Origin of the sequence: Sphingobacterium thalpophilum (assembly GCF_038396785.1) — a bacterium.
Lineage (GTDB): Bacteria > Bacteroidota > Bacteroidia > Sphingobacteriales > Sphingobacteriaceae > Sphingobacterium > Sphingobacterium thalpophilum_A.
In genome coordinates this window covers 5,622,027-5,643,251 of the sequence record NZ_CP151087.1, presented here as the reverse complement: position 1 = coordinate 5,643,251, position 21,225 = coordinate 5,622,027, and the positions used below count along the sequence as shown (strand labels likewise).

Below are 21,225 nucleotides of genomic sequence, written 5' to 3'. Positions count from 1 at the left end.
AAAAAAAATACAAATTAACATCTACACAACAACACATTAAAGACTTTATATAAATAAATAAAACACATGTAAAACGGTTTAAAAAGCTTTGTTTTTATAGCAGAAAAAGTGTGGATAAAATTTTATCCATGCCTTTTCTGCTATTCATGGATAACGCGAAAGCGGGCATTCCCTCCAGTGCCGGACAAAAAAAATACAAGGCGCAACAAATCTTTAAATTCTTCCTGTACATTGGACAATTTGAAAAATTGAATGACTTGAAAAATGGCATCGGTCACAGTTCCCGCCATTAAAGATGGCCACCCACCCAAAAGAGCATCCATCCAGCAGAGCGCGAACATGTACGTTACTACTTTTTCTAATGCTTCTCCCAACATCATGCGAAACGTTTCGACACCCAAAGCAAGTTCATTTGTAAGACCACTTCATTAAGTATAAGTAAATACCGGATTTAACACCATTTTAATCCGATCTGAGACAACATCTCTTCGCAATCGCCCATCTACTCACAATTTGCATAAAATTGCTTAGAACGATTAATAACAACCTTTCAGCAAAATTATAGGATGATATAAAAACTTGTCCGCTACATAGACACACAACTCCCACCGGAATCGATCTGCGGCGACCGAGCCCAACCATCCAAATCACCCGACTTAATTCTAGCCCTCTTTTAATCAATTTAAGACATCATCTCCGAGTTGAGCAGGGCATGGCTACTCAGGAAAAAGAGAGGCACAAACGAGCTTAAAACAACATTTACAGCATCGGGACCGCACTCGAATTTGATGGGTCAGATACCCCATTCGGTATACTCAACAGCGTCAAAAAACAACGAAATAAATCAATAAGAAGATTTAATACAGCTAAATAAATACAATAACCTTAAGTAAAACATTACAACTAAAACTACCCAAATCCATTAAAATCAAATTCACACAGAACAAAACAAACTCTTTTATTATATTTAAGTTTTCCAAACAAACCATGCGTAACGACCCCTCTGTATTGAGATCATTTTTAAAAACAGAACTTATAAAAATCAGGAAAACCCGCAATGTGATCATTGGCATCTTCCTCGCGATGTTCGTTTTTTGTTACGGATTTTTTCTGGTGGCTTTTTTTCAGAAATGGTCGGACAGTGAAGACAGGCTGTCGTTTTTTTCAAAATCACTCCCTACCCTATCCTTTCTTTTCGTTTATCTAGGCTTTGCGTTCGGCCTGTTGAGTTGGATAGCTTACATTAAAAACCAAAAATTCATCCATGCACTGCAACAACTAAACGACGATGATCTTGACATCTACCAACAATATAGCAGACGACTGGTCCGCATCTTTTCAGCTATCGCCCCATATCTTTTTTGTGAAAATGAAATTTTATTTTTCCCATTCATTGGAAACAAACAGATCCCAATTAGTCAAATTCATCGCATTGAAACAAAAATCATCAGAAACTACCGCGGGCCCAACAGCTATCGCATCTATTTCTATAATGAATTCAATAAAATTTATCAGGTCACCATGAATCAGAAAGGAGCTTTTGATTTCTTACAGGAGCAACTTCGGAAAGAAAATCCAACGATAGTTGTTGTTGCTAGAAACCATTAAACACATACGAGTTTTCAGATAATTCAGCGAAAAAGTGGAGCATCCCAACATCATCGCTTATTGAACTGCTAAATGTGATCTAGTTGAAAAATTTACCCCAATGTTTCTCGCGAAAATTGAAAGTCGACACCTACAACCTATCGCTTATTTCCGAAGGAAACTAGACTGGAAGATACAGCCGGTATTTACCCGACTCGGCAACTTCTTTGATCACCTGATTTCTTTCTTCAAGAAAGCGCAGCATGTATCGGGTTAAAAATAGCCATTCCACAAGCCTTCCCAGAACCCCGAGCGGAGCCTTAAAATTGAACACATCGCGCATTAATACTTTACCATGTTCCAGTTCCTTGAAAATATGCTGGTGATCCATCGAATGAAACACTCCTTGAGTCATTCGATCTTCGAAAAAATGAGGTTTTTCCATCGCTGTTATCTGCACAGTCAATGTTTGCTTTACTCCAAGATGCCTTGCGCGCCAGCGCACCTGCTGACCTGCCTCGATTAATCCCGACGTCACCCCATCAATTGCCTTCTCTCCAGTTTTCTTTGTCGAATACATATGCAGATCAATACTACGTGCCAAATCAAAAACAACCGATAAAGGAGCTTCTATAATTGTATCTAAAATAAGCTGCGGCATATTGCTCTTTCAATATATTTCGCACGAATTTCGTAAAATTCAGTAATTTCCTTAGGATCGGGCACGAGAATTTTCTAAATTGATTTGCCGTTCGCATGGCAACTAAACAATAATCATGATAACACTACTTCAATTCGAAAAATCAGATTTCCCGCTTTTTAAATCATGGATTCGATCAGCAGAGGAACTATTACAGTTTGCAGGACCGTATTTTTCGTTTCCGCTTACTGATAACCAACTTGAAAAATACATTCAAGATCCGAAACGACAAGCCTTTAAAATAATCGATACAGCAACCAAAGAAATTATCGGCCACTGCGAATTAAGCTTCGAACGGGATATTCCAAGACTTTGCCGTATTCTGATCGCAAAAAATTCGGAACGAAATAAAGGTTACGGCAAGAGCACTGTGAACACACTACTCAGGCGGCTTTTTATTGAAGGTAATTATGAAATAGCTGATTTAAACGTTTATGACTGGAATCACAATGCAATCCGATGTTATGAAGCCGTAGGTTTTCGAATTAACGAAAATATGATTTCGGAAGTAAAAATTGGCAACGAAACCTGGAAAAGCCTCAATATGAAGATTAGCAAATCTGACTGGAAAAGTTAATTTAACGCTATGAAAAATAAGCGAAAATTAAAGCATATAGCAATATGTTTATTCGTAATGGGTGCATTGCTCGGTTTTTACAGCTGGAAAATCGAGCCACATTGGGTAAAATATGAGCAGATCAATCTAACTGTAAAACATTTACCCGAAGCATTGGAAGGAAAATCATTGATCCAGATCTCGGACATCCATATCGGCAACTATGTGGATAAAGATTTTATAAAAAGAACCTTTCGGGAAATCGGAGCATTAAAGCCCGATATCGTGGTATACACCGGCGATTTTGTACGTCTTGTTAACAATAAAATCCCCTTAGAACAACTCAATGAAGTCATGCAAGATGCCCCAAAAGGCAAACTTCAAACATTGGCAATTCTAGGCAATCATGACTATGGAAAAAATTTTCGAGACAGTGCGGCAGCAGATTCAATCGTTAGCCTACTCCATGGATATTCGATAAAAGTATTGAGAAATGAAAGCGTAATAACCCAGGGGTTAAGAATATTCGGTATAGAGGACTTTTGGGGAACAAACTTTGACCTTGTAAAGGCCATGAAAGACTACGATCAATCTCAAGCCAGTTTAGTATTATGTCATAATCCGGATGCCGCATACCTCGACGGCTGGAATAGATACAATGGCTGGATCCTGGCAGGACACACACATGCTGGCCAAGTAAGAATTCCTTTTTGGGGCTCCCCGATTATTCCCGTAAAAAATAAAAACTACGATCAAGGAATCAAGAAAATAAGCGGAGACAGAACATTATATATCAACCGCGGACTGGGACACAGCATTCCCATCAGATTCAACGCCCGACCCGAGGTTACCATTTTCACATTAAGGAAAGAATAACAATCCAAGGAGCGATTCAATTTGCCCCGTTCCTTTAAACAAGATATGGATAAAAGGCCGTATGAATCGTCTGTCTATAATCTTCCAGTGGATTTCCATTTTGGTGTGCACCCAAAACAGCATAGCTTGAGCTCCAAAAATCTGAAATGATAAAAAGTTGGCGCACGAACCCCTGTAAATTTACCAAAGGTATATCAGAACGAAACATGCCTAACTCAGCGTAATACAAAAATAGAGAGACAAGTTGCTCTTCACGCTGTGCCACCAAATTTCTGTAAGCTTCTGCAATACTGGGGATCCAGTTGCAAATTTCAGCAAAATTCTCAAAAATAAACCTGTATTTCGATATCAGCGCATAAGAGCCATCAATAAAACTATCCAGCACCTGGCGAAATGTGCTTGCATCATCTTCAGGCTTCAAAATCATCTTTTCATACTCATTTTGCAATAATTGGAAAAGTTGAAAAATAATATCCTCGGTATGTTTAAAATGATAATGAAGATTACCGGCACTTATATTCAGTTCCTGAGCAATTTGACGCGTTGTTACCGTACGTATACCATCACGATTATAAAGCTTCAACGCACCCACAATAATTTTTTCTTTCGTATTCATGATGCAAAATTAGAACAATTGTTCTAATTTTGCATCATGAACTAAAAATAAGATCATATACATGGAAAAATCAACGGGAAATTGGCTAAAAAGGCAATACATCGAATTAAAACAAACTTTAATCCCAGCTCATCCAAACGACAGTTCTTGGAAGAAATTCGGTAAACAGACTGCTTTCTTTATGTTTCTAACTTTAATGGCATGTGGTGCTATAGCAATGTTAATCGCCATCTCCTTCGCTCATTAAGTAAGGAGCTGTTTGACGGCTTATTTATCTTCTACTGGTTTTGTTGGTTCTTTATTCGATTTACTCGGGCTAATCATTTCCCTATCCCCTTCCTGAACGACTGGCTGACTGATTTCGTTTTTGTACCGATCATTATCCATTGTTCATCTATCGTGGGTAGTCATGTATTCAACAATGGCAGAGCCCATGGTTATCCGCTTTACCAAATCTGGATAATTTCATTCTTTACCGCCTTACTTTTTGAATGGATCATGCCTCAATATACCACTTATAATACTGGAGATATTGCTGACGTCGTAGCTTACTTTGCTGGAGGGTTATTTTATTTCTGTTTCCATCAATCCTTCTATATCAAAAAAAATCATCAACTTATACAAGAGAGGAACAATAAGCAGATATTTACCTCATAAATTCTTAGAAGATAACTTAGAACCAACAGCATTTAAGGCAAAATATCACAAAACTACAAGGGTGACTCCAGAAGGACCATATAAAAAGTATACACATCACGTAAAAAGTATACACATCACATCAAAATTAGATCAGCGACATATTCAAAATAAAGGGGAATTCTAAAAATTGAACTTTTTCTATAAAGGTAATCGTGAAATTATACCGGTAGGGAAAAACTCTTTTCGCTCTGAAGAGCGATTAATGAACGCGATTTAAACGCTGAAACTGCGGGAAGCCTCTCTTATAAAGAATACCATTAACGGGAAAGCAGGCATTCAGATAAATGTAAAAAACCTTTGTTTGACTCCAAATACCCTGACATCAAACAAAAGGCCTTATAATCATCAATACTCGATTAAGAGTACTTTTTTAGCTAATACTCGATCAAGACTTCAGTGACTTGAGCTCCTTGTTTAGCACTTTTAAATTTAAACTTCACTTTCTGATTCAGGTTCAATTTATGTCCAGCAAGACGGTCATTGAAATAAATAGATTGCTGAGTTTCGTTGTCTCTAATAAACCCATAGTTGGAGTCGTTATTGTAATGGACAACTTTTCCGAAGGAATACTCGTCATGATGATTTGAGGCCATGCTTGGACTCTCCCCTTCTTTCAATTTTATCGCAGGTCTGTCTGAAATATTCCCATGTTCATCAACATAAGCAAACAATTCTTCCAAAGATTTCCCCTTGTCGTTGTTTGTTTTGTTGAATTCTTTTTTCTCAATTTTTTGTTGTTTTTTGAGTAGTTTCTTTTTTTCTCGTTCTTTTTTGTTAAATGTAATTTGGCTTTTGCTCATTCAATATGGATTAAAATAAATGTTCCCGAGGAGGTTACGGACCTTTAGAGCTTCGTTGAAAAGATAAAAATGCGATGTGTTCTAAGGAGATAATTGCAAAGGTACAAAAAATTCTTTAAAAAAGGGATAGTTAGCGATCCTGTACCAAGAGATCTTAATCTGGAACCGATTCGTTTCTTCGACTTTAAACACGAATACCCAGTTCATAAATTTTTGTCTAAACCTAGTCGCGTACAATGGCCCCTGATAACAGTCAGTTACCTGAAGCCCATTGATCTTTCGATCTTTTTAAACAAGATTTATTTCGATTGCATAGACCGGAGCATGCTGACCCCCTGATTCCGGAGTTAGTTTAGGTATGTCGTGTTTGTTTAATCGTTGTTATCGCATGGCATTCCGTCAGATACTGACCCCTCTTTTGTTCAGAACAGCTATATATTCCGGGGCATATTGACCCCTTTGCGGATTAATTTCTGTTTTGACGATTATTATTCTGGAGCATGCTGACCCCTCTGATATTATTGGGAGTTCAGTATTCCGGAGGATATTGGTTCTTCCCCACTTTTGGTGGTCAAGACGGAGCGTATAATACACGTTTCCTCAATAAGTCAAACCCCGCTCTACCATACATCTGCCTCTTAATCATTTTCAGTCGGTTCACGTTTCCTTCCACGGGACCATTACTCCATGGTAAGGTGAGCGCATTTTCAACAGCGGGGCAATCGGCGAGCAGTCCTTTTGCGAATGATGCTATTTCTTTTAGTCCCGAGGTGCTTGATTTCTCGATCCACTCCCTCAATTTTGTATCGCCCGACTTCTCAGCCATTATTTTACGGAAGGATTGCACTAGGATAAAAGTCTTATTCAGCTCTTTGGAGGATTTGCATAATTCGCGGATGATATTCCGTTGGTCATCCCACAGATTTTGTTGATCTGACAGAAACCATATCGCCGCTGATGATGGTTTAAAAGTTGCTGCACCATGATTCGGTAATTCTTTAGTGAACCCAGCTTTTTTGCCCACTCGGATCCCATAGAATTTCAAGCCTTCTGAGAAAGTTGAATAGGCTCCCTTATATCCTTGGGTTCTGAGCTCCTGCCACAATGTGGTGATCAATATGCTCGGCTCTTCCTCCATACGCTTTTTTATATGCGTAAAGAATTTTTCAAGCGGATTAATCTTGCATTGAGATTTCCGGGGCAAGGTCTCCATGTCCAGATAGTTTTTGACGGTTTGTCTGTGCATGCACAGATGCCGTGCCATGGCACGTATGGAATATCCTTTTTTCTGTAATTCCTTCAGTTGCTCAAACCGCTTTAAGCGGATCCCGCCATGAGCTGAATCCGGAGAGCTTCTGTTTTCAGATAGTGAGCTTTGATTTTCAGCTATTTGTTGATCGTCAACCCGCAACTGCTTATTGGCCAACAAAGCTGTGGCTTTGCTGTAATGCCTAATCAAAACTTTCTGTACCGCCTCACTTAAATTTTTCAACAAGTGCCAACGATCGGTGACCTGGATAGATTGGGGAGCACCCAAAGTAATTGCTTTTTGATAGTTACTGTATCTATCCCGGCTCATTACTTCAATCTCTGGACGTTCCTGTAGCCATTTACGCAATGTCTCCTGTTCACGGTCTGGTAATAGATCTATCACTTTCCCTGTGTGGAGATTGACCAAAATACTACCGTAACTTTTCCTTTTTTTGTAAGCCCAATCGTCTACGCCAATGGCGGTTACACCTTTTGCTGGTGAAAAATCGCTTTTTTCAATCAACCGTAGTATAGTCGTATCGCTAGTGGGTATCGACAATATGGTACAAATCCGCTGAGCAGGCCTTCCTCCGGCAAGAAGCCCAAGTTGTCTGATCTTACTTTCCAGACGCTCAGTCCTCCGTTTATATGGCCTGAAATGACTCTCGAACCTCTCGGTGAATATTTTGAACGGACATTCGTCTTGATGACAATAAAATTTACGAGAGCGAAGAATAATTCTGGAAGTTTTACCAAAGACAGGAAGGTCTGCGATCTTGCGGGTGTAATAGCTGTGGATTCTTTTCGAAGTGATGCAGCAGTTTGGGCAGACAGCACTTCGGGTAGTACTCTGCACATAAACTACCAGTACATCTTGCTGGTTATCTACTGATATAATCCTAAAGTTATCACCATCGTCCGAAAAAACAAGTTTTGATGCATTCATTAAAATATGAACGCTAATTGAAGACAAATATGATGGTATTACCACCAAAAGTGCGGAAGAACCGGATATTGACCCCTTGCGGGGGTCCTGATTTTGGTTTTATTTTTGGGAAAATGATATTACCCAATGGCCGGAAAAACCAGACCCATGAGTCAGATAAAACAGATGATCAGGCTGCACCAGCAGGGCTATGCCATCAAAGCGATAGCCCGCAGTCTCAGTATAAGTAAGAATACCGTAAAGTCCTATCTTTTTAAGATAGGTGAGGCAAAGTTGAACATGAGCGACATTCTGTCTGTGGAAGACCCGGTCCTGGAAGGTCTGCTGCATTCAGGTAATCCGGCCTACCGTGATCCCAGGTTCGAGGATCTCAAAGAGCGTTTGCCGCATCTGGAGAAAGAACTTAAAAGAGTTGGCGTAACGCGTAAACTGCTTTGGGAAGAATACAAAGTATCTTATGCCCAGGGGTATGGTTACTCCCAGTTCTGTTATCACTTTTCACAGCTCAGTGTTTCTGCCCGTTCAGGAACCATGGTAATGCAACATGAAGCCGCAGACAAGCTCTATATCGACTTCTCCGGCAAGAAGTTGCATTATATTGATATCCAGACAGGTGAGCTTATTAATTGCGAGGTATTTGTCGCCTGTCTTCCTTATTCCAATTATTGTTATGCAAAAGCTGTGCGTAGCCAAACAATCCCTGATTTTATTGGAGCGCTGAATGATTGCCTGTGGTCCCTGGGCGGAGTCCCCAAGGCACTGGTACCGGATAATCTAAAGTCGGCTGTAACCAGGAGTGACCGCTATGAACCTGATATCAACAGAAGTATGGAAGATCTGGCCAATCACTACGATACCGTTGTGGTTCCTGCCCGCTCAGGAAAACCAAGGGACAAAAGTGCTGTTGAGAACCATGTCAAAATCGTCTATACACAGGTATTCGCACGATTGCGCAACCGTAGGTTCTTCGATCTGGAATCGCTCAATGAAGCCATTACCTCGTGCATAGACAAGCTCAACCAGACACGAATGCAAAACCGCAGTTACTGCCGTCAGGAACGCTTTATCAGCAGTGAAAAGCATCTATTGGGCAAACTTCCTGCGAGCCGCTTTGAGCTGAAGCACTATACCGAGCTTAAAGTGGCTGACAACGGCCATATTTACTTGGGCCGCGACCGTCACTCTTATAGTGTACCGCATATCTACCGCAGGAAAAAAGCGCAGGTCGTATACACTGATCGTATGGTCTACATCTTTGTGCAAGGCAATCAGGTAGCTGTACATCAGCGTAGCCTGCGTCCAAACTCATATACCACCAACCCAGAACATCTAGAGTCCAGTCATCGTGAATACATGGATATTAGTCCTGAAAAATATCGCAAGAAAGCTTCTGAGATATCCCATTCATTCGAGCAGCTTATCATAGCGATATTCAATCAAAAGGGACGTTATCCCGAGCAGCTCTACCGTACCTGTGATGGGCTGTTTCGTTTGCAACGTACTTACTCCGCAGCCATGTTCGATAAGGCCTGCAACATGGCTGTAGAAAACAGCATGTTCAGTTCTAAATCGGTTGGAAATATGCTGGCCAGCGGTATGGCGGGATGGAATGAACCTCAAGAAAATGAAATGCCAATGCCTCATCATAACAACATCAGAGGTGCAGGTTATTATAGTTAACAGAACCATTAAATGATAAAATAGATATAAAATGAACATTGAAAAACACCTAAAAATGCTTCGTCTGAATGGCATGGAGCAACATTGGAGAGCGATGAAAGAAACACGCCAACATGGCACACTGAACTTTGAGCAAGGGCTGGAGATGCTTTTGCAGTCTGAAGTCGATGATCGTGAGAGTAAACGCTATGACAGGTTGAAAAAGAATGCTGCATTCCGCTATCAGGCCTCTATTGAAGAAATCAATATGGATGCCACTCGAGGTATTGACCACTCGCTTATTACCGATCTTGCAACTGGGGGTTATATGGAGAAAGCCGAACCAATCATTATCACAGGGGCAGCTGGCTGTGGAAAATCTTTTATGGCCTCCGCTTTCGGATTGAAGGCTTGTGCACAGGGAAAAAGAGTGGCTTATTACAATCTGCAGAAGCTATTGCAACGTTCAAAAATGGCAAGATTGGAAGGAAGCCTACAAAAACTTATGGACAGACTAGCCAAAACGGACCTTCTCATCCTGGATGACTTCGGTATTGTGCGACTGGAACAACAGCAACGGTTGGATCTCATGGAGATCTTTGAGGACAGACATGGCAGAAAGGCTACCATCATAGCAAGTCAATTACCCGTGGCAAGTTGGTATGATATAATCGGTGAGGATACTATTGCCGATGCAATACTAGATAGAATTGTCCATGTGTCTCACAGGATTGAACTTAAAGGCTATGACAACAATATGGATATGTAAAGTCCATTATCAGATCTCTTCTCAAAATTCATTTATAGCCAATTATTAATACGACTACACATAATTGCTTTCCATAACGTTAGTGTTGCATATTACAATATATCAACATAAATAGTAAAAGTTATGGAAATTCAAAATCTTATTGAACGTACTAACCAACTTTTAAAAGAGGCCAGATATTCAGGCAGTCGTATCTACACCTATAATTGGTTGTGGAAGAAAGGCATCCTTGTTTATATGCACTCAAGAGGCTTGGTTGACTACGACGAAAACGTCGGCAACGAATATATGCTGACGTGCCGTGATGGTTTCAACGTTACATTCCATCATCGCGACCTTATTAAAAGTATTGAAGTGTTGACCCATGTTTTGTTGGATAGCAATCTGGGAGGGAGAAGACAGCATGTGGTACAACATCCCTTACGGGGTGACATCGGCGCCGCCGCTATTCAGTATCTTGAATACTTGAAATCCCTGGGCTTAAATGAGAAGAAGACACTTCAGCGTTACAGAAAAACAATGAGCAACTTTATAGAATATCTACTCGAACTGGGAATAGACAATCGTTCGGGAATAACCGAAGAAGCTATAGTGAGGTATGTTGAGAGTCGCGAATATCAACAGAAGGAGTATATTGATACTACGCGCCGCTTTCTATTATTTCTCTTCCGCGAAAATATAATTGCAAAGGACTATTCCTATATGCTAAAATCACTTGGTAAAAAAATCAAGCGTGTAAAGGCCCCTTCGTTCTATGCTCCAGATGAAGTACAGAAGATAGAGACATCGATTTCCCGTTCAAGCAATATTGGAAAACGCAACTATGCTATGCTATTATTATGCTCCCGTCTAGGGCTGCGCGTCTCGGATATAGCCAATTTGAGTTTTAGCGACATAAATTGGGAAACCAATAAAATAACGCTTGTGCAATATAAGACCGGAAATCCATTGACACTTCCACTTTTACCTATAGTTGGTAATGCCATTATCGACTATGTTCGGTATGCACGCCCAAAATCCATGTCAGACAAAGTGTTTTTAAGTTGTCGTCCTCCATATGGGGCACTTAATGGAGGAGCGGTTCATGGAGCCATCTTAATTGTTTTTAAGTCTTCTGGAATCGAATTCGGGAACAGGCATCATGGAGGGCATGCATTGAGATTCAGTCTGGCGCAAAGAATGCTGGACAAATCCACGCCAATCTCAATTATATCGGAAACACTGGGTCACTCCGAAGCAGATACAACAAGAACCTATGTCCGGATAGACCTGTCACATATGCTGGGATGCGTACTAGATGTTCCGGAATCCAGCGATTGCTTTTATACGCAGAGAGGAGGGTGGTTCTATGACTGATCCATTTGACTATCGGGGAGTATTGGCTCCTTATATGAAAGCCCTGATCCGGATCAAAGAATCCTGTGGGTCCACCGTGCTATCAACCAAATGGACTTACAAAGAGTTTGACGAGTTCACCATAATATATGGTTTATCAAATCCAGTTATCACGAAAGATCTGATAGGTGCCTGGGCAAAGTCCAGGGAAAATGATTGTAGTAGAACATTCTATGGAAAATGCTCCCGTCTGGCCCAACTGGCGAAATACATGAATGAGCACGGGGTTAAATCATATATCATGCCTTTGCCAAAATGTACGAACGATCGTGGTTTTGTACCCTATATCTTCACTGAAGAGCAGATGCTGGCCATATTCCGGGAATCTGACGGGCTTCAGCGAGGAAGCCATCGAAAAGATGACCCAATTATATCCCTACCCTGTCTTTTTCGACTTTTATATAGTACAGGCCTAAGAATCACAGAAGCAACCTCGCTGCGAAACAAGGATGTGGATCCCGACAGGAATGTATTAAGGGTTGGCACTTGGGGCAATACTAAAAATGGAGAAGAACGCCTGGTTCCCATATGCAGCTCTTTAAAGGAGGCCCTTCTGAAATATTTACATTACAGGAGCATGCTCCCCGTAAAAGGCGTTACTGATAGCGAACGTCCATTCTTCATTAAATTGAATGGTACAGCCGTGTCTTCCGCCAACGCATACAACTGGTTCAAAAAGGTATATACGAAATGTGGAATTGCATATAAAGGTGAATGCTTTGGTCCTCGGGTGCATGATATAAGACACACCATGGCAACGCATTCTCTTGCAAAAATGATAAGAAAAGGGCTTGATGTGTACACTGCCCTTCCATTACTGGCTGCTTGTCTGGGACACAAGTCTCTTACATCCACCGAAGAATATGTGAGACTCACCTGCAACGAATATCCCGAACTATTGGAAATGTGTATTTCCCTCAATGAATTTATATATCCCCAAAAAGATGGCAACGAATAACATAGCAAAATATATCACAGGTTTCCTTGGTGTGTATCTTCCGCACGAGCGAAACGTCAGCCCCAATACCATATCCGCGTACCGCGATGGTTTTGTCTCCTTTTTTTCCTTCTTGAGGGATGAGAAACAGATAAAGATTGAAAATGCGATTTTGTCAGATATTAATAGGGATAATGTGGTTGAATATCTACGATGGCTGATTGAGCGGCAGGGAAACAGTATTGCGACGCGCAATAATAGATTGGCAGCGATACATTCCTTTGTAGCATATCTTCAGTATGATAGCATCGAATACCTGGATCAGTGGCAAAAAGTCCTGAAGATTGGAAATCTGAAAAAAGCACATCCTACCCCGGTATACTTTACAAAAGAAGGAATAAAGCTTCTACTTGAACAACCGGATAGTGCATCTTATCAAGGGCTGAGACACCTTACGGTCCTTGCTTTGATGTATGATACAGGTTGTCGGGTACAGGAACTGGCTGACCTGACGGTAGAGTCAATGCGAATACAGTATCAGCCATACTCGATCAAGGTATATGGAAAAGGAAGAAAAGTGAGAATAGTACCGCTTTCTGAGCATGTCGTCGTAATACTCAAGAAGTATATGGAAAGGTACAATGTTGACTACGAGATTGATATAAAAAGACCGATCTTTTGTAATAGCGCGGGGAATAAACTCACCAGAGCCGGTATAACCTATATCTTAAAGAAATATGCAGATATGGCCCGTATATACGATTCTAATCTTATTCCCGAGGTTACCAGTTGCCATCAGTTAAGGCATAGTCGCGCAATCCACCTGTTGCAATCTGGTGTAAATCTGGTTTGGATAAGGGATCTTTTGGGGCATACCTCGGTCCAGACCACAGAGATATATGCAAGGGCCGACTCAAAACAGAAAAGAGAGGCTATAGAACAGGCATCGGAATGCCTTACACCTAACCAGGTTACCGGAGAATGGATCGATAACAGTAACTTGATAACTTGGCTGAAAGGGCTGGGTAAGAAATAACGATTATGTAAAGTCCAAATGTAAAGCCGTAACGCAATGCTCTGTGAATCAATGTACCTTTCAATGGACTTTACATATCCATATTGTTGTCATAGCCTTTATTATGGAAAGCTTTCCATAATAAAGGAGAAAGTCTAAGAAAAAAAAGGTAATATTGTCAGGTCATTGGTGATAAAAACCCTTGAACCAAAATCAGGGGGTCAGTATCAACGGAATGGGGTCAACATCCCCGGAATATGCATCGATCACAAAATTGAAAAATTCCATAAAACAAAAAGATCATTTGGACGTTATTTTTAAAAAAACTATGGAAATAAGAAACATCGAAAGGGACGAAAGAGGCAATTTTATTGCAGAAGTTGAAAATAATGAAGCCGGAATTTTAGAGTATACATGGCAAAACGATCATGAGTTTTCCATTGATCATACAGAAGTCTACGACGAATATCAGGGAATGAGTGTGGGAAAAAAATTGGTACTGGAGGCGGTCGACTATGCACGAAAAAACGATGCCAAAATTATCCCAAATTGTCCCTATGCGAAAGCTATCTTTGATAAAACAATAGCTTTTCAAGATGTATTGGCATAAAAAAGCCGTTTTATCCTGTCGATAAAACGGCTTTTTTATACTTAATTGAGTGGGTTAAATCACAATATTGATTATCTTTCCTTTGACAAAAATAATCTTTTTGATCGCCTTCCCATCTAAATGCCGTTGTACATCAGCATGTGCTCTAATCGTATCTTCTACAGCTTTTTGATCTAAATCAAGCGCTAGTGATAGATTGAATTTCATCTTTCCATTGAAAGATACGGGATATGCAAATTCAGATTCAACCAAATATTCAGCTTTGAACACAGGATATGAAGCGTAAGAAAGTGTACCAGCTTCTTTACCCAACAGCGCCCACAACTCTTCCGTAATATGTGGAGCATAAGGCTGAAGGATAACGACGAGCTGTTCCAATACCTGTCTTTTATTGCATTTCAACTCAGTCAATTCATTGACACAGATCATAAAGGCTGAAACAGAAGTATTGAATGAGAAACGCTCAATATCATCTTCCACCTTTTTAATAATTTTATGTAAGGCTTTAAACTCTGCTTTGGATGGATCTTCATCGGAAACACTGAAATTACCCTCAGCATCGTGGAACAGTCGCCATACTTTACGTAAGAACTTATAAACCCCTTCAATACCATTTGTATTCCAAGGCTTAGCCTGCTCCAAAGGCCCTAAAAACATTTCGTATAGACGCAATGTATCTGCTCCATAGGATTCGATAATATCATCAGGATTGACCACATTGAATTTGGATTTAGACATTTTCTCCACCTCACTACCGCAGATATACTTCCCATTTTCCAATACAAATTCAGCATTTGCAAAGTCCGGTCTGAAATTTTTGAATTTTTCCAAATCCAGTACATCATTATGAACAATATTCACGTCTACATGTAAAGGAATAGTTTTGTATTCATTTCTTAATCCATAAGACACAAATTGATTTGTACCTCTCCCTTCGTCATCGAGTACACGATACACAAAATTAGAGCGCCCTTGAATCATACCTTGATTAATCAATTTGCGGAATGGCTCTTCCTCATTTTGGTAACCCAAATCTTTCAAGAACTTGTTCCAAAAACGCGAATATAACAAGTGTCCAGTAGCATGCTCAGAGCCACCGATGTATAAATCTACGGCTTTCCAATAATCCACTGCTTCTTTAGACGCAAAATTACCTTCATTTTTTGGATCCATATATCTAAACCAATACCATGAAGAGCCCGCCCATCCTGGCATCGTACTCAATTCATACTCATATTGATCTTCATATTTCCAATCTTTTGCCCTTCCTAAAGGAGGTTCTCCTGATTCTGTCGGTAAATATTTATCAACTTCGGGCAATAAGAGCGGTAATTCTTCTTCTTTAATTAAATAAGGTAATCCATTTTTAAAGTAGACAGGAACGGGTTCTCCCCAATAACGCTGACGACCAAAAATAGCGTCACGCATACGGAAGTTTATTTTTGCTTTACCTAATTTTAATTCTTCCAATTTGGCAATCAACGCAGGGACCGCCTCTTGGTAAGTCATACCATTGATAAAATCGGAATTGATATATTTCCCGTCTTTATTAGGATCAGCTTCTTCTTCAATATGTTGGGTATCCGAAATAGGAATAATAGGAAGAGCAAAATGTTTAGCAAACACATAGTCACGTTGATCGCCACTCGGAACAGCCATTACAGCACCTGTACCATAACCGGCAAGTACATAATCTGCAATCCAAATTTGTACATCTTGTCCTGAAACAGGATGTTTAGCATAAGAACCTGTAAAAGCACCAGAAACTGTTTTCGTATCGGCCATACGATCCAATTCAGATTTTTTCGCCGTTTTCTCGATATAGGCATCCACTTCAGCTTGCTGCTCAGGTGTAGTCAATGCAGCCACCAATTCATGCTCTGGAGCCAATACGATAAACGAAACGCCAAATAGGGTATCTACACGTGTAGTGAATACCTCAATGTTTGTATTTAATTGTGGCACGGGAAATTTCACGGAGGCACCTACAGATTTCCCGATCCAGTTCCGTTGCATTTCAACCAAAGGCTCTGGCCAATCAATTGTATCTAAACCTTTCAACAAACGATCCGCATAGGCCGTAATACGCATAGACCACTGCATCATCTTCTTTTGCTCCACAGGATAACCGCCACGTTCAGAGACACCGTTGATTACCTCGTCGTTCGCTAACACTGTACCTAAAGCGGCACACCAGTTTACTGTACTTTCACGCAAATAAGCAATCCGATATTTCAACAATTCCCGTTGTTGTTTTTCTTCGTCAAAAGATTTCCATTCATCAGCGCTGAATTCCAAGACATCTTCATCGGAAACTGCTAAAATGCCAGCAGAGCCACTTGCAACAAACCTAGCGATTAATGTTTCGATCGGTTCAGCTTTATCTGACTCTTTATTATACCAAGAATCAAACAATCTCATAAAAATCCACTGTGTCCATTTGTAGTATGACGGATCAGAAGTACGTACTTCTCTACTCCAGTCATAAGAGAACCCAATGTTATCCATTTGCTCACGATACCGATTGATATTTACCTCAGTCGTAACAGCAGGATGCTGACCAGTTTGAATGGCATATTGCTCTGCAGGAAGTCCAAAAGAATCATATCCCATCGGATGCAATACATTGAAACCTTTCAAACGTTTATATCTTGAAAAGATGTCCGAAGCAATATATCCCAGCGGGTGACCAACGTGCAGCCCCGCTCCGGAAGGATAAGGAAACATATCCAATACATAGTATTTTGGCTTTTGATGCGTATCGGACGTTTTATATGTTTGATGATCCGCCCAAAACTTCTGCCACTTTTTCTCTAATGATTTGTGATTATACTCCATTTTTATTCGTAAGGAATTTTTATGACTTGCGAAATTACGATTTTAATACTGAAATGTGATAAAAGTTTTGTAGTTTGAACAATAAATTATAGTATTGAAAAGTTAATTAAACATAGGAAGAAAACAGCCTTCGAATTGATTTTTATCAAAGTAATTACAAGATTAATTCGAAATCTTCCACTCAAATAGTTACTTTCGCAAATAAATTTTTGCTTATTATGTCAGAATACGAATTAAGCACACAAAAAAGAAAAACAAAATCTGTATATGTATCTACGGTTATCAGTATCGCTCTCGTGTTGTTGGTAACAGGTATGTTGGGATTACTCTTGGTGCACGCTAAAAATCTTTCGAAATACGTTAAGGAAAATATCGTCTTAAATGTCATCGTAAATGATGGCACAAGTGAAGGTGATGTCCTTTCTCTACAAAAAGACCTGGAAAAAGATCCCTACGTGCTTCGCACCGAATATATTAGTAAGGAATTGGCTGCAAAAAACTTGAAAGAAGATCTTGGTGAAGATTTCGTACAATATTTGGGACATAACCCACTTCTACCTTCTTTGGATGTTTACATGAAAGAGAATTATGCCAATACAGATAGCATTAAAACTTTTATTGAAAAGATCTCCAAAAACAATAAAATTAAAGAAGTTGTATACCAAGAGTCATTAATTGACATGGTCAACAAAAACGTACGCATCATCGGAATGATTGTTCTTGCTTTTGCGGTCATCCTATTGATTATCGCCGTAGCTTTAATCAACAATACGATACGTCTTGCGATCTATTCACAACGTTTCTTAATCAAAAGTATGCAGTTGATTGGGGCTACTAAAAACTTTATTCGTAAACCATTTATAACGTATGGCATCATTCATGGTTTACTGGGATCTTTGATTGCGATTTTACTCCTTATTTTAACGCTGAAATTTGCACAGCAGCAAATACCAGAACTGGTCTTTTTACGCAACTGGTTCGAATTTGCGGTGATCTTTTTAGGCGTAATCTTGATTGGAATTCTCATTTCGGGACTTAGCACCTACTTCGCTGTAACAAAATATTTAAAGGCACAATCTAACGATTTATACAGATAAAAAATGGCTCACATAAAGAAATCTACTGAATCAGTCAAAAAAGGTTCATTTGTATTCTCCAAAGTAAACTACCAACTGTTCATAGCTAGCTTGGCTGTTGTAATCATAGGCTTTACATTGATGTCCGGTGAAACTGATATCTATAGTTTTACCAAGATTACCTTGGCTCCTATTGTTGTTGTTCTCGGGTTTGCGTTAGGATTCGCTGCAATACTATACCGCCCCAAAAACAAATCCAACTAAAGCATAATCTTATTTCAAACAGATGTCTATTATTGAAGCTATCATCCTTGCTATCATTGAAGGATTAACGGAGTTTTTGCCTGTGTCTTCGACAGGTCATATGATCATTGCTACTGCCTTAATGGGTATTCAGCCATCAGCATTTGTCAAATTGTTTACAATTGTGATCCAGTTAGGCACCATATTATCCGTTCTGGTATTATACTACAAACGTTTTTTTAAAACGCTTTCATTTTATTACAAATTGGTTATTGCGGCGATTCCGGCCTCTGTGTTGGGCTTGCTATTCAATGATTATATCGATGCATTATTAGAAAGTCCCTTAATGGTCGCGGTTATGTTGGTGATCGGGGGTGTAGTTTTACTTTTTGTCGACAAGTGGTTTAACAAACCAACTGTTGAAGATTCGGACAAGGTTTCCTACAAACAAGCTTTTATGATCGGGGTATATCAATGTCTTGCATTAATCCCGGGTACCTCAAGATCTGCAAGTACAATTATTGGCGGTATGGCCGAGAAACTAACCCGTAAAGCTGCTGCGGAATTTTCCTTTTTCCTTGCTTTGCCTATGATGTTTGGTGCTTCTGCAGTAAAGCTTTTAAAGTTTTTTAAAGAAGGTAACACCTTCACAGGAGAAGAACTTAATTTGCTTATTATTGGAAATCTAATTGGTTTCGTTGTTGCAATTGTAGCCATTAAGTCTTTTATTGGCTTTTTGACCAAATATGGTTTTAAAGCATTTGGTTGGTACCGAATCATCGTTGGTGTTATTATTCTTGCCCTCCTACTTTCGGGCCATAGTTTACAAATTATCTAAAATCTTCGGATGGAAAATATAGAGGTTAGTGAAAACCCAGCAAAGTTCAACTTTGCTGAAGGAGAAATGTTGTTGATCGATAAACCTTTAACATGGACAAGTTTTGACGTTGTTGGTAAAGTTAGAAACTCAATCAAGCCATTAAAATTAAAAGTCGGTCACGCAGGCACTTTAGATCCTCTGGCAACAGGTCTACTGATTGTATGTACCGGAAAACTAACAAAGAAAATAGACAGCTACCAAGCTGAAGACAAAGAATATACAGGTTCGATCACATTAGGAGCGACAACGCCTTCTTACGATCTGGAAACAGAAATTGACCAAACCTTTTCAATTGATCACATCACAGAGGAAATGATCTTCGAAGCAGCAAAATCCTTTGAAGGCGATATTCAGCAATTTCCCCCAGCCCATTCGGCCATAAAAATTAATGGTGAACGTGTCTATGAAAAGGCCCGTCGTGGCGAAGAGGTTGAAATAAAATCCCGCCAGGTACGCATCAATAGCTTTCTCATTGAAAAGATCGAGCTCCCCAACGTGTATTTTCGTATATCCTGCTCGAAAGGAACTTACATTAGATCACTGGCCTATGACTTTGGAAAATTCTTACAGAGTGGATCACATCTGAGTTCTTTGAGACGCACCAAAAGTGGAGATTATTCGGTAGAAAATGCCTGGAATCTTGAACAACTTATCGCTGAAATAAAACGTCATAAAGAAATCATTAAATAACTTTACCCTCCCATTTTATTGATTCTTTATCTTATTTTTGCAAAAACTCCTATAAATGAAAATCTACAGAAGTTTAGATGATTTCTCACCAGTTGAAAATGCAGTTGTAACCATCGGTACTTTCGATGGTGTTCATATTGGCCATCAAAAAATATTGGCTCACTTAAAGGAAGCAGCTCATAAAATTAATGGTGAGACAATTTTGCTTACTTTTTTCCCACATCCACGATTGATTATCAATCCAGATGATGATAGTTTACGCCTAATCAACGATATCGAAGAAAAGGTCAGTCAATTAAGCAAAGTGGGAATTGACCACTTAATTATCATTCCTTTTTCCCGTGATTTTTCAAATCAGACTCCGGAAGAATATATTAGTAATGTTCTTGTAGGCAAATTGGGTACAAAAAAAATTGTGATAGGTTATGATCACCATTTTGGAAAAGACCGAAAGGGTACTATGGGCGATTTAGAGCAATTTGCATCTATATTTGACTACAGTGTTGACGAAATTCCGGAGCAGGATATCAACGATATTGCAGTATCCTCCACACGAGTACGTGAAGCGCTTATAAAGGGCGATATAAGAACGGCTAATCTCTATTTAGGCTATCCTTTCGAATTAACGGGAACTGTTATTAGAGGCGACCAAATTGGGCGTACAATCGGATTTCCAACAGCAAACCTGCAGGTTCACGAACCTCATAAACTCATACCAGCCTATGGTATTTATGCTGTTGAGGTATATATCTATAATCATATCCAAAACATCACTACAGGGGAGTATAAAGAGGAAAGTCCGGTTTCAATTGCGAAAGGTATGGGTTATATAGGCACCAGACCCACTGTTGATGGGATGAATCGTGCTATTGAAATCAGCCTATTCGATTTCGATCAGGATATTTACGGCAAGACACTACGTGTCAAGTTCCTTCATTTTATCCGACAAGATGAACGGTTTGACTCGCTTGAAGAAATGAAAGCTCAGATCAAAGCAGACGAAGTCGAAATCAGAAGTCTTATTGGTTAGAACAAGTCTGTTAGCTATAAAATAAAAAAGCGGGAATTCCCGCTTTTTTATT

Annotated in this window: 21 protein-coding genes; 15 read left to right on the top strand and 6 right to left on the bottom strand. The window is 39.7% G+C overall.

Going from position 1 to position 21,225, the window contains the following annotated elements:
• Positions 1 to 140: 140 nt before the first annotated feature.
• Positions 141 to 380 carry a hypothetical protein gene (locus tag AACH28_RS24975; protein WP_341831832.1) on the bottom strand — a complete coding sequence of 80 codons (240 nt, stop codon included), beginning with the start codon at positions 378 to 380 and terminating at the stop codon, positions 141 to 143.
• 607 nt (positions 381 to 987) lie between these two features.
• On the opposite strand from AACH28_RS24975, the gene AACH28_RS24970 reads away from it, so the two are divergent.
• Positions 988 to 1,608 carry a hypothetical protein gene (locus AACH28_RS24970; protein ID WP_341831831.1) on the top strand — a complete coding sequence of 207 codons (621 nt, stop codon included), beginning with the start codon at positions 988 to 990 and terminating at the stop codon, positions 1,606 to 1,608.
• 160 nt (positions 1,609 to 1,768) lie between these two features.
• Here AACH28_RS24970 and AACH28_RS24965 read toward each other — a convergent pair whose 3' ends face one another.
• Entirely contained in the window at positions 1,769 to 2,248 is a 480-nt protein-coding gene (locus AACH28_RS24965; protein ID WP_341831830.1) for an SRPBCC family protein, read from the bottom strand.
• A 115-nt stretch (positions 2,249 to 2,363) separates the two neighbouring features.
• Here AACH28_RS24965 and AACH28_RS24960 point away from each other — a divergent pair, with 115 nt between their 5' ends.
• Positions 2,364 to 2,864 (top strand): GNAT family protein, encoded by a 501-nt coding sequence (locus AACH28_RS24960; protein ID WP_336835992.1) that lies wholly within the window; start codon positions 2,364 to 2,366, stop codon positions 2,862 to 2,864.
• Positions 2,865 to 2,873: 9 nt separating this feature from the next.
• Positions 2,874 to 3,719 (top strand): metallophosphoesterase, encoded by an 846-nt coding sequence (locus AACH28_RS24955; protein WP_341831829.1) that lies wholly within the window; start codon positions 2,874 to 2,876, stop codon positions 3,717 to 3,719.
• A gap of 34 nt (positions 3,720 to 3,753) precedes the next feature.
• On the opposite strand, the gene AACH28_RS24950 is transcribed toward AACH28_RS24955, so the two are convergent.
• Positions 3,754 to 4,335, bottom strand: a complete 582-nt coding sequence (locus AACH28_RS24950) for a TetR/AcrR family transcriptional regulator (RefSeq protein ID WP_341831828.1) — start codon at positions 4,333 to 4,335, stop codon at positions 3,754 to 3,756.
• A 61-nt stretch (positions 4,336 to 4,396) separates the two neighbouring features.
• On the opposite strand from AACH28_RS24950, the gene AACH28_RS24945 reads away from it, so the two are divergent.
• Complete coding sequence (locus AACH28_RS24945; protein WP_088162164.1) at positions 4,397 to 4,582, top strand: hypothetical protein; 186 nt, start codon at positions 4,397 to 4,399, stop codon at positions 4,580 to 4,582.
• Positions 4,583 to 5,408: 826 nt separating this feature from the next.
• Here the strand turns inward: AACH28_RS24945 and AACH28_RS24940 are convergent.
• On the bottom strand, positions 5,409 to 5,834 hold the full coding sequence (locus AACH28_RS24940; protein ID WP_317665621.1) for a cold-shock protein: 426 nt from the start codon (positions 5,832 to 5,834) through the stop codon (positions 5,409 to 5,411).
• Between the two features lie 571 nt (positions 5,835 to 6,405).
• The gene (locus AACH28_RS24935) at positions 6,406 to 8,031 is read right to left on the bottom strand and encodes an ISL3 family transposase (protein WP_341833120.1); all 1,626 of its coding nucleotides are present in this window, start codon (positions 8,029 to 8,031) and stop codon (positions 6,406 to 6,408) included.
• Between the two features lie 147 nt (positions 8,032 to 8,178).
• Here AACH28_RS24935 and istA point away from each other — a divergent pair, with 147 nt between their 5' ends.
• The 6 genes from istA to AACH28_RS24905 all read left to right on the top strand — a co-directional run bounded on the left by istA (position 8,179) and on the right by AACH28_RS24905 (position 14,416).
• Positions 8,179 to 9,711 (top strand): IS21 family transposase, encoded by a 1,533-nt coding sequence (gene istA / locus AACH28_RS24930; protein WP_341831827.1) that lies wholly within the window; start codon positions 8,179 to 8,181, stop codon positions 9,709 to 9,711.
• 31 nt (positions 9,712 to 9,742) lie between these two features.
• A complete protein-coding gene (istB, locus tag AACH28_RS24925) occupies positions 9,743 to 10,459 on the top strand; it encodes an IS21-like element helper ATPase IstB (RefSeq protein WP_313269545.1) in 717 nt (238 codons plus the stop codon).
• Positions 10,460 to 10,582: 123 nt separating this feature from the next.
• On the top strand, positions 10,583 to 11,815 hold the full coding sequence (locus AACH28_RS24920; RefSeq protein WP_312339883.1) for a tyrosine-type recombinase/integrase: 1,233 nt from the start codon (positions 10,583 to 10,585) through the stop codon (positions 11,813 to 11,815).
• The gene (locus AACH28_RS24915) at positions 11,808 to 12,812 is read left to right on the top strand and encodes a tyrosine-type recombinase/integrase (protein WP_070568342.1); all 1,005 of its coding nucleotides are present in this window, start codon (positions 11,808 to 11,810) and stop codon (positions 12,810 to 12,812) included. Before AACH28_RS24920 ends, AACH28_RS24915 begins: the two co-directional genes overlap by 8 nt.
• Entirely contained in the window at positions 12,799 to 13,827 is a 1,029-nt protein-coding gene (locus AACH28_RS24910; RefSeq protein WP_070568781.1) for a tyrosine-type recombinase/integrase, read from the top strand. The genes AACH28_RS24915 and AACH28_RS24910 overlap by 14 nt, the downstream gene beginning before the upstream one ends.
• 307 nt (positions 13,828 to 14,134) lie before the next feature.
• Positions 14,135 to 14,416 carry a GNAT family N-acetyltransferase gene (locus AACH28_RS24905; protein WP_070565582.1) on the top strand — a complete coding sequence of 94 codons (282 nt, stop codon included), beginning with the start codon at positions 14,135 to 14,137 and terminating at the stop codon, positions 14,414 to 14,416.
• A 54-nt stretch (positions 14,417 to 14,470) separates the two neighbouring features.
• Here AACH28_RS24905 and leuS read toward each other — a convergent pair whose 3' ends face one another.
• Positions 14,471 to 17,254 carry a leucine--tRNA ligase gene (gene leuS, locus AACH28_RS24900; protein ID WP_341831826.1) on the bottom strand — a complete coding sequence of 928 codons (2,784 nt, stop codon included), beginning with the start codon at positions 17,252 to 17,254 and terminating at the stop codon, positions 14,471 to 14,473.
• A gap of 218 nt (positions 17,255 to 17,472) precedes the next feature.
• Between leuS and AACH28_RS24895 the strand changes: the two genes are divergently transcribed.
• Genes AACH28_RS24895 through AACH28_RS24875 form a run of 5 tightly spaced genes read left to right on the top strand, consistent with a single transcriptional unit; the run spans position 17,473 to position 21,173 of the window.
• Positions 17,473 to 18,351 carry an ABC transporter permease gene (locus AACH28_RS24895; RefSeq protein ID WP_046674489.1) on the top strand — a complete coding sequence of 293 codons (879 nt, stop codon included), beginning with the start codon at positions 17,473 to 17,475 and terminating at the stop codon, positions 18,349 to 18,351.
• A 3-nt stretch (positions 18,352 to 18,354) separates the two neighbouring features.
• Positions 18,355 to 18,594: a DUF3098 domain-containing protein gene (locus AACH28_RS24890; protein WP_341831825.1), complete on the top strand. Its 240-nt coding sequence runs from the start codon at positions 18,355 to 18,357 to the stop codon at positions 18,592 to 18,594.
• 22 nt (positions 18,595 to 18,616) lie between these two features.
• A complete protein-coding gene (locus AACH28_RS24885) occupies positions 18,617 to 19,411 on the top strand; it encodes an undecaprenyl-diphosphate phosphatase (RefSeq protein WP_317665618.1) in 795 nt (264 codons plus the stop codon).
• Positions 19,412 to 19,420: 9 nt separating this feature from the next.
• Positions 19,421 to 20,143 carry a tRNA pseudouridine(55) synthase TruB gene (gene truB / locus AACH28_RS24880; RefSeq protein ID WP_336836004.1) on the top strand — a complete coding sequence of 241 codons (723 nt, stop codon included), beginning with the start codon at positions 19,421 to 19,423 and terminating at the stop codon, positions 20,141 to 20,143.
• A gap of 55 nt (positions 20,144 to 20,198) precedes the next feature.
• Positions 20,199 to 21,173 carry a bifunctional riboflavin kinase/FAD synthetase gene (locus AACH28_RS24875; protein ID WP_341831824.1) on the top strand — a complete coding sequence of 325 codons (975 nt, stop codon included), beginning with the start codon at positions 20,199 to 20,201 and terminating at the stop codon, positions 21,171 to 21,173.
• Positions 21,174 to 21,225: the final 52 nt, after the last annotated feature.

Excerpts from the sequence above, each read along its gene's own strand:
- AACH28_RS24875 (WP_341831824.1), top strand. The coding sequence starts at position 20,199 with ATGAAAATCTACAGAAGTTTAGATGATTTCTCACCAGTTGAAAATGCA.
- istA (WP_341831827.1), top strand. The coding sequence starts at position 8,179 with ATGAGTCAGATAAAACAGATGATCAGGCTGCACCAGCAGGGCTATGCC.
- leuS (WP_341831826.1), bottom strand. The coding sequence starts at position 17,254 with ATGGAGTATAATCACAAATCATTAGAGAAAAAGTGGCAGAAGTTTTGG.
- AACH28_RS24905 (WP_070565582.1), top strand. The coding sequence starts at position 14,135 with ATGGAAATAAGAAACATCGAAAGGGACGAAAGAGGCAATTTTATTGCA.
- AACH28_RS24945 (WP_088162164.1), top strand. The coding sequence starts at position 4,397 with ATGGAAAAATCAACGGGAAATTGGCTAAAAAGGCAATACATCGAATTA.
- istB (WP_313269545.1), top strand. The coding sequence starts at position 9,743 with ATGAACATTGAAAAACACCTAAAAATGCTTCGTCTGAATGGCATGGAG.
- AACH28_RS24890 (WP_341831825.1), top strand. The coding sequence starts at position 18,355 with ATGGCTCACATAAAGAAATCTACTGAATCAGTCAAAAAAGGTTCATTT.
- AACH28_RS24935 (WP_341833120.1), bottom strand. The coding sequence starts at position 8,031 with ATGAATGCATCAAAACTTGTTTTTTCGGACGATGGTGATAACTTTAGG.
- truB (WP_336836004.1), top strand. The coding sequence starts at position 19,421 with ATGGAAAATATAGAGGTTAGTGAAAACCCAGCAAAGTTCAACTTTGCT.
- AACH28_RS24960 (WP_336835992.1), top strand. The coding sequence starts at position 2,364 with ATGATAACACTACTTCAATTCGAAAAATCAGATTTCCCGCTTTTTAAA.
- AACH28_RS24955 (WP_341831829.1), top strand. The coding sequence starts at position 2,874 with ATGAAAAATAAGCGAAAATTAAAGCATATAGCAATATGTTTATTCGTA.
- AACH28_RS24910 (WP_070568781.1), top strand. The coding sequence starts at position 12,799 with ATGGCAACGAATAACATAGCAAAATATATCACAGGTTTCCTTGGTGTG.
- AACH28_RS24885 (WP_317665618.1), top strand. The coding sequence starts at position 18,617 with ATGTCTATTATTGAAGCTATCATCCTTGCTATCATTGAAGGATTAACG.
- AACH28_RS24965 (WP_341831830.1), bottom strand. The coding sequence starts at position 2,248 with ATGCCGCAGCTTATTTTAGATACAATTATAGAAGCTCCTTTATCGGTT.
- AACH28_RS24895 (WP_046674489.1), top strand. The coding sequence starts at position 17,473 with ATGTCAGAATACGAATTAAGCACACAAAAAAGAAAAACAAAATCTGTA.
- AACH28_RS24915 (WP_070568342.1), top strand. The coding sequence starts at position 11,808 with ATGACTGATCCATTTGACTATCGGGGAGTATTGGCTCCTTATATGAAA.
- AACH28_RS24975 (WP_341831832.1), bottom strand. The coding sequence starts at position 380 with ATGATGTTGGGAGAAGCATTAGAAAAAGTAGTAACGTACATGTTCGCG.
- AACH28_RS24950 (WP_341831828.1), bottom strand. The coding sequence starts at position 4,335 with ATGAATACGAAAGAAAAAATTATTGTGGGTGCGTTGAAGCTTTATAAT.
- AACH28_RS24940 (WP_317665621.1), bottom strand. The coding sequence starts at position 5,834 with ATGAGCAAAAGCCAAATTACATTTAACAAAAAAGAACGAGAAAAAAAG.
- AACH28_RS24970 (WP_341831831.1), top strand. The coding sequence starts at position 988 with ATGCGTAACGACCCCTCTGTATTGAGATCATTTTTAAAAACAGAACTT.
- AACH28_RS24920 (WP_312339883.1), top strand. The coding sequence starts at position 10,583 with ATGGAAATTCAAAATCTTATTGAACGTACTAACCAACTTTTAAAAGAG.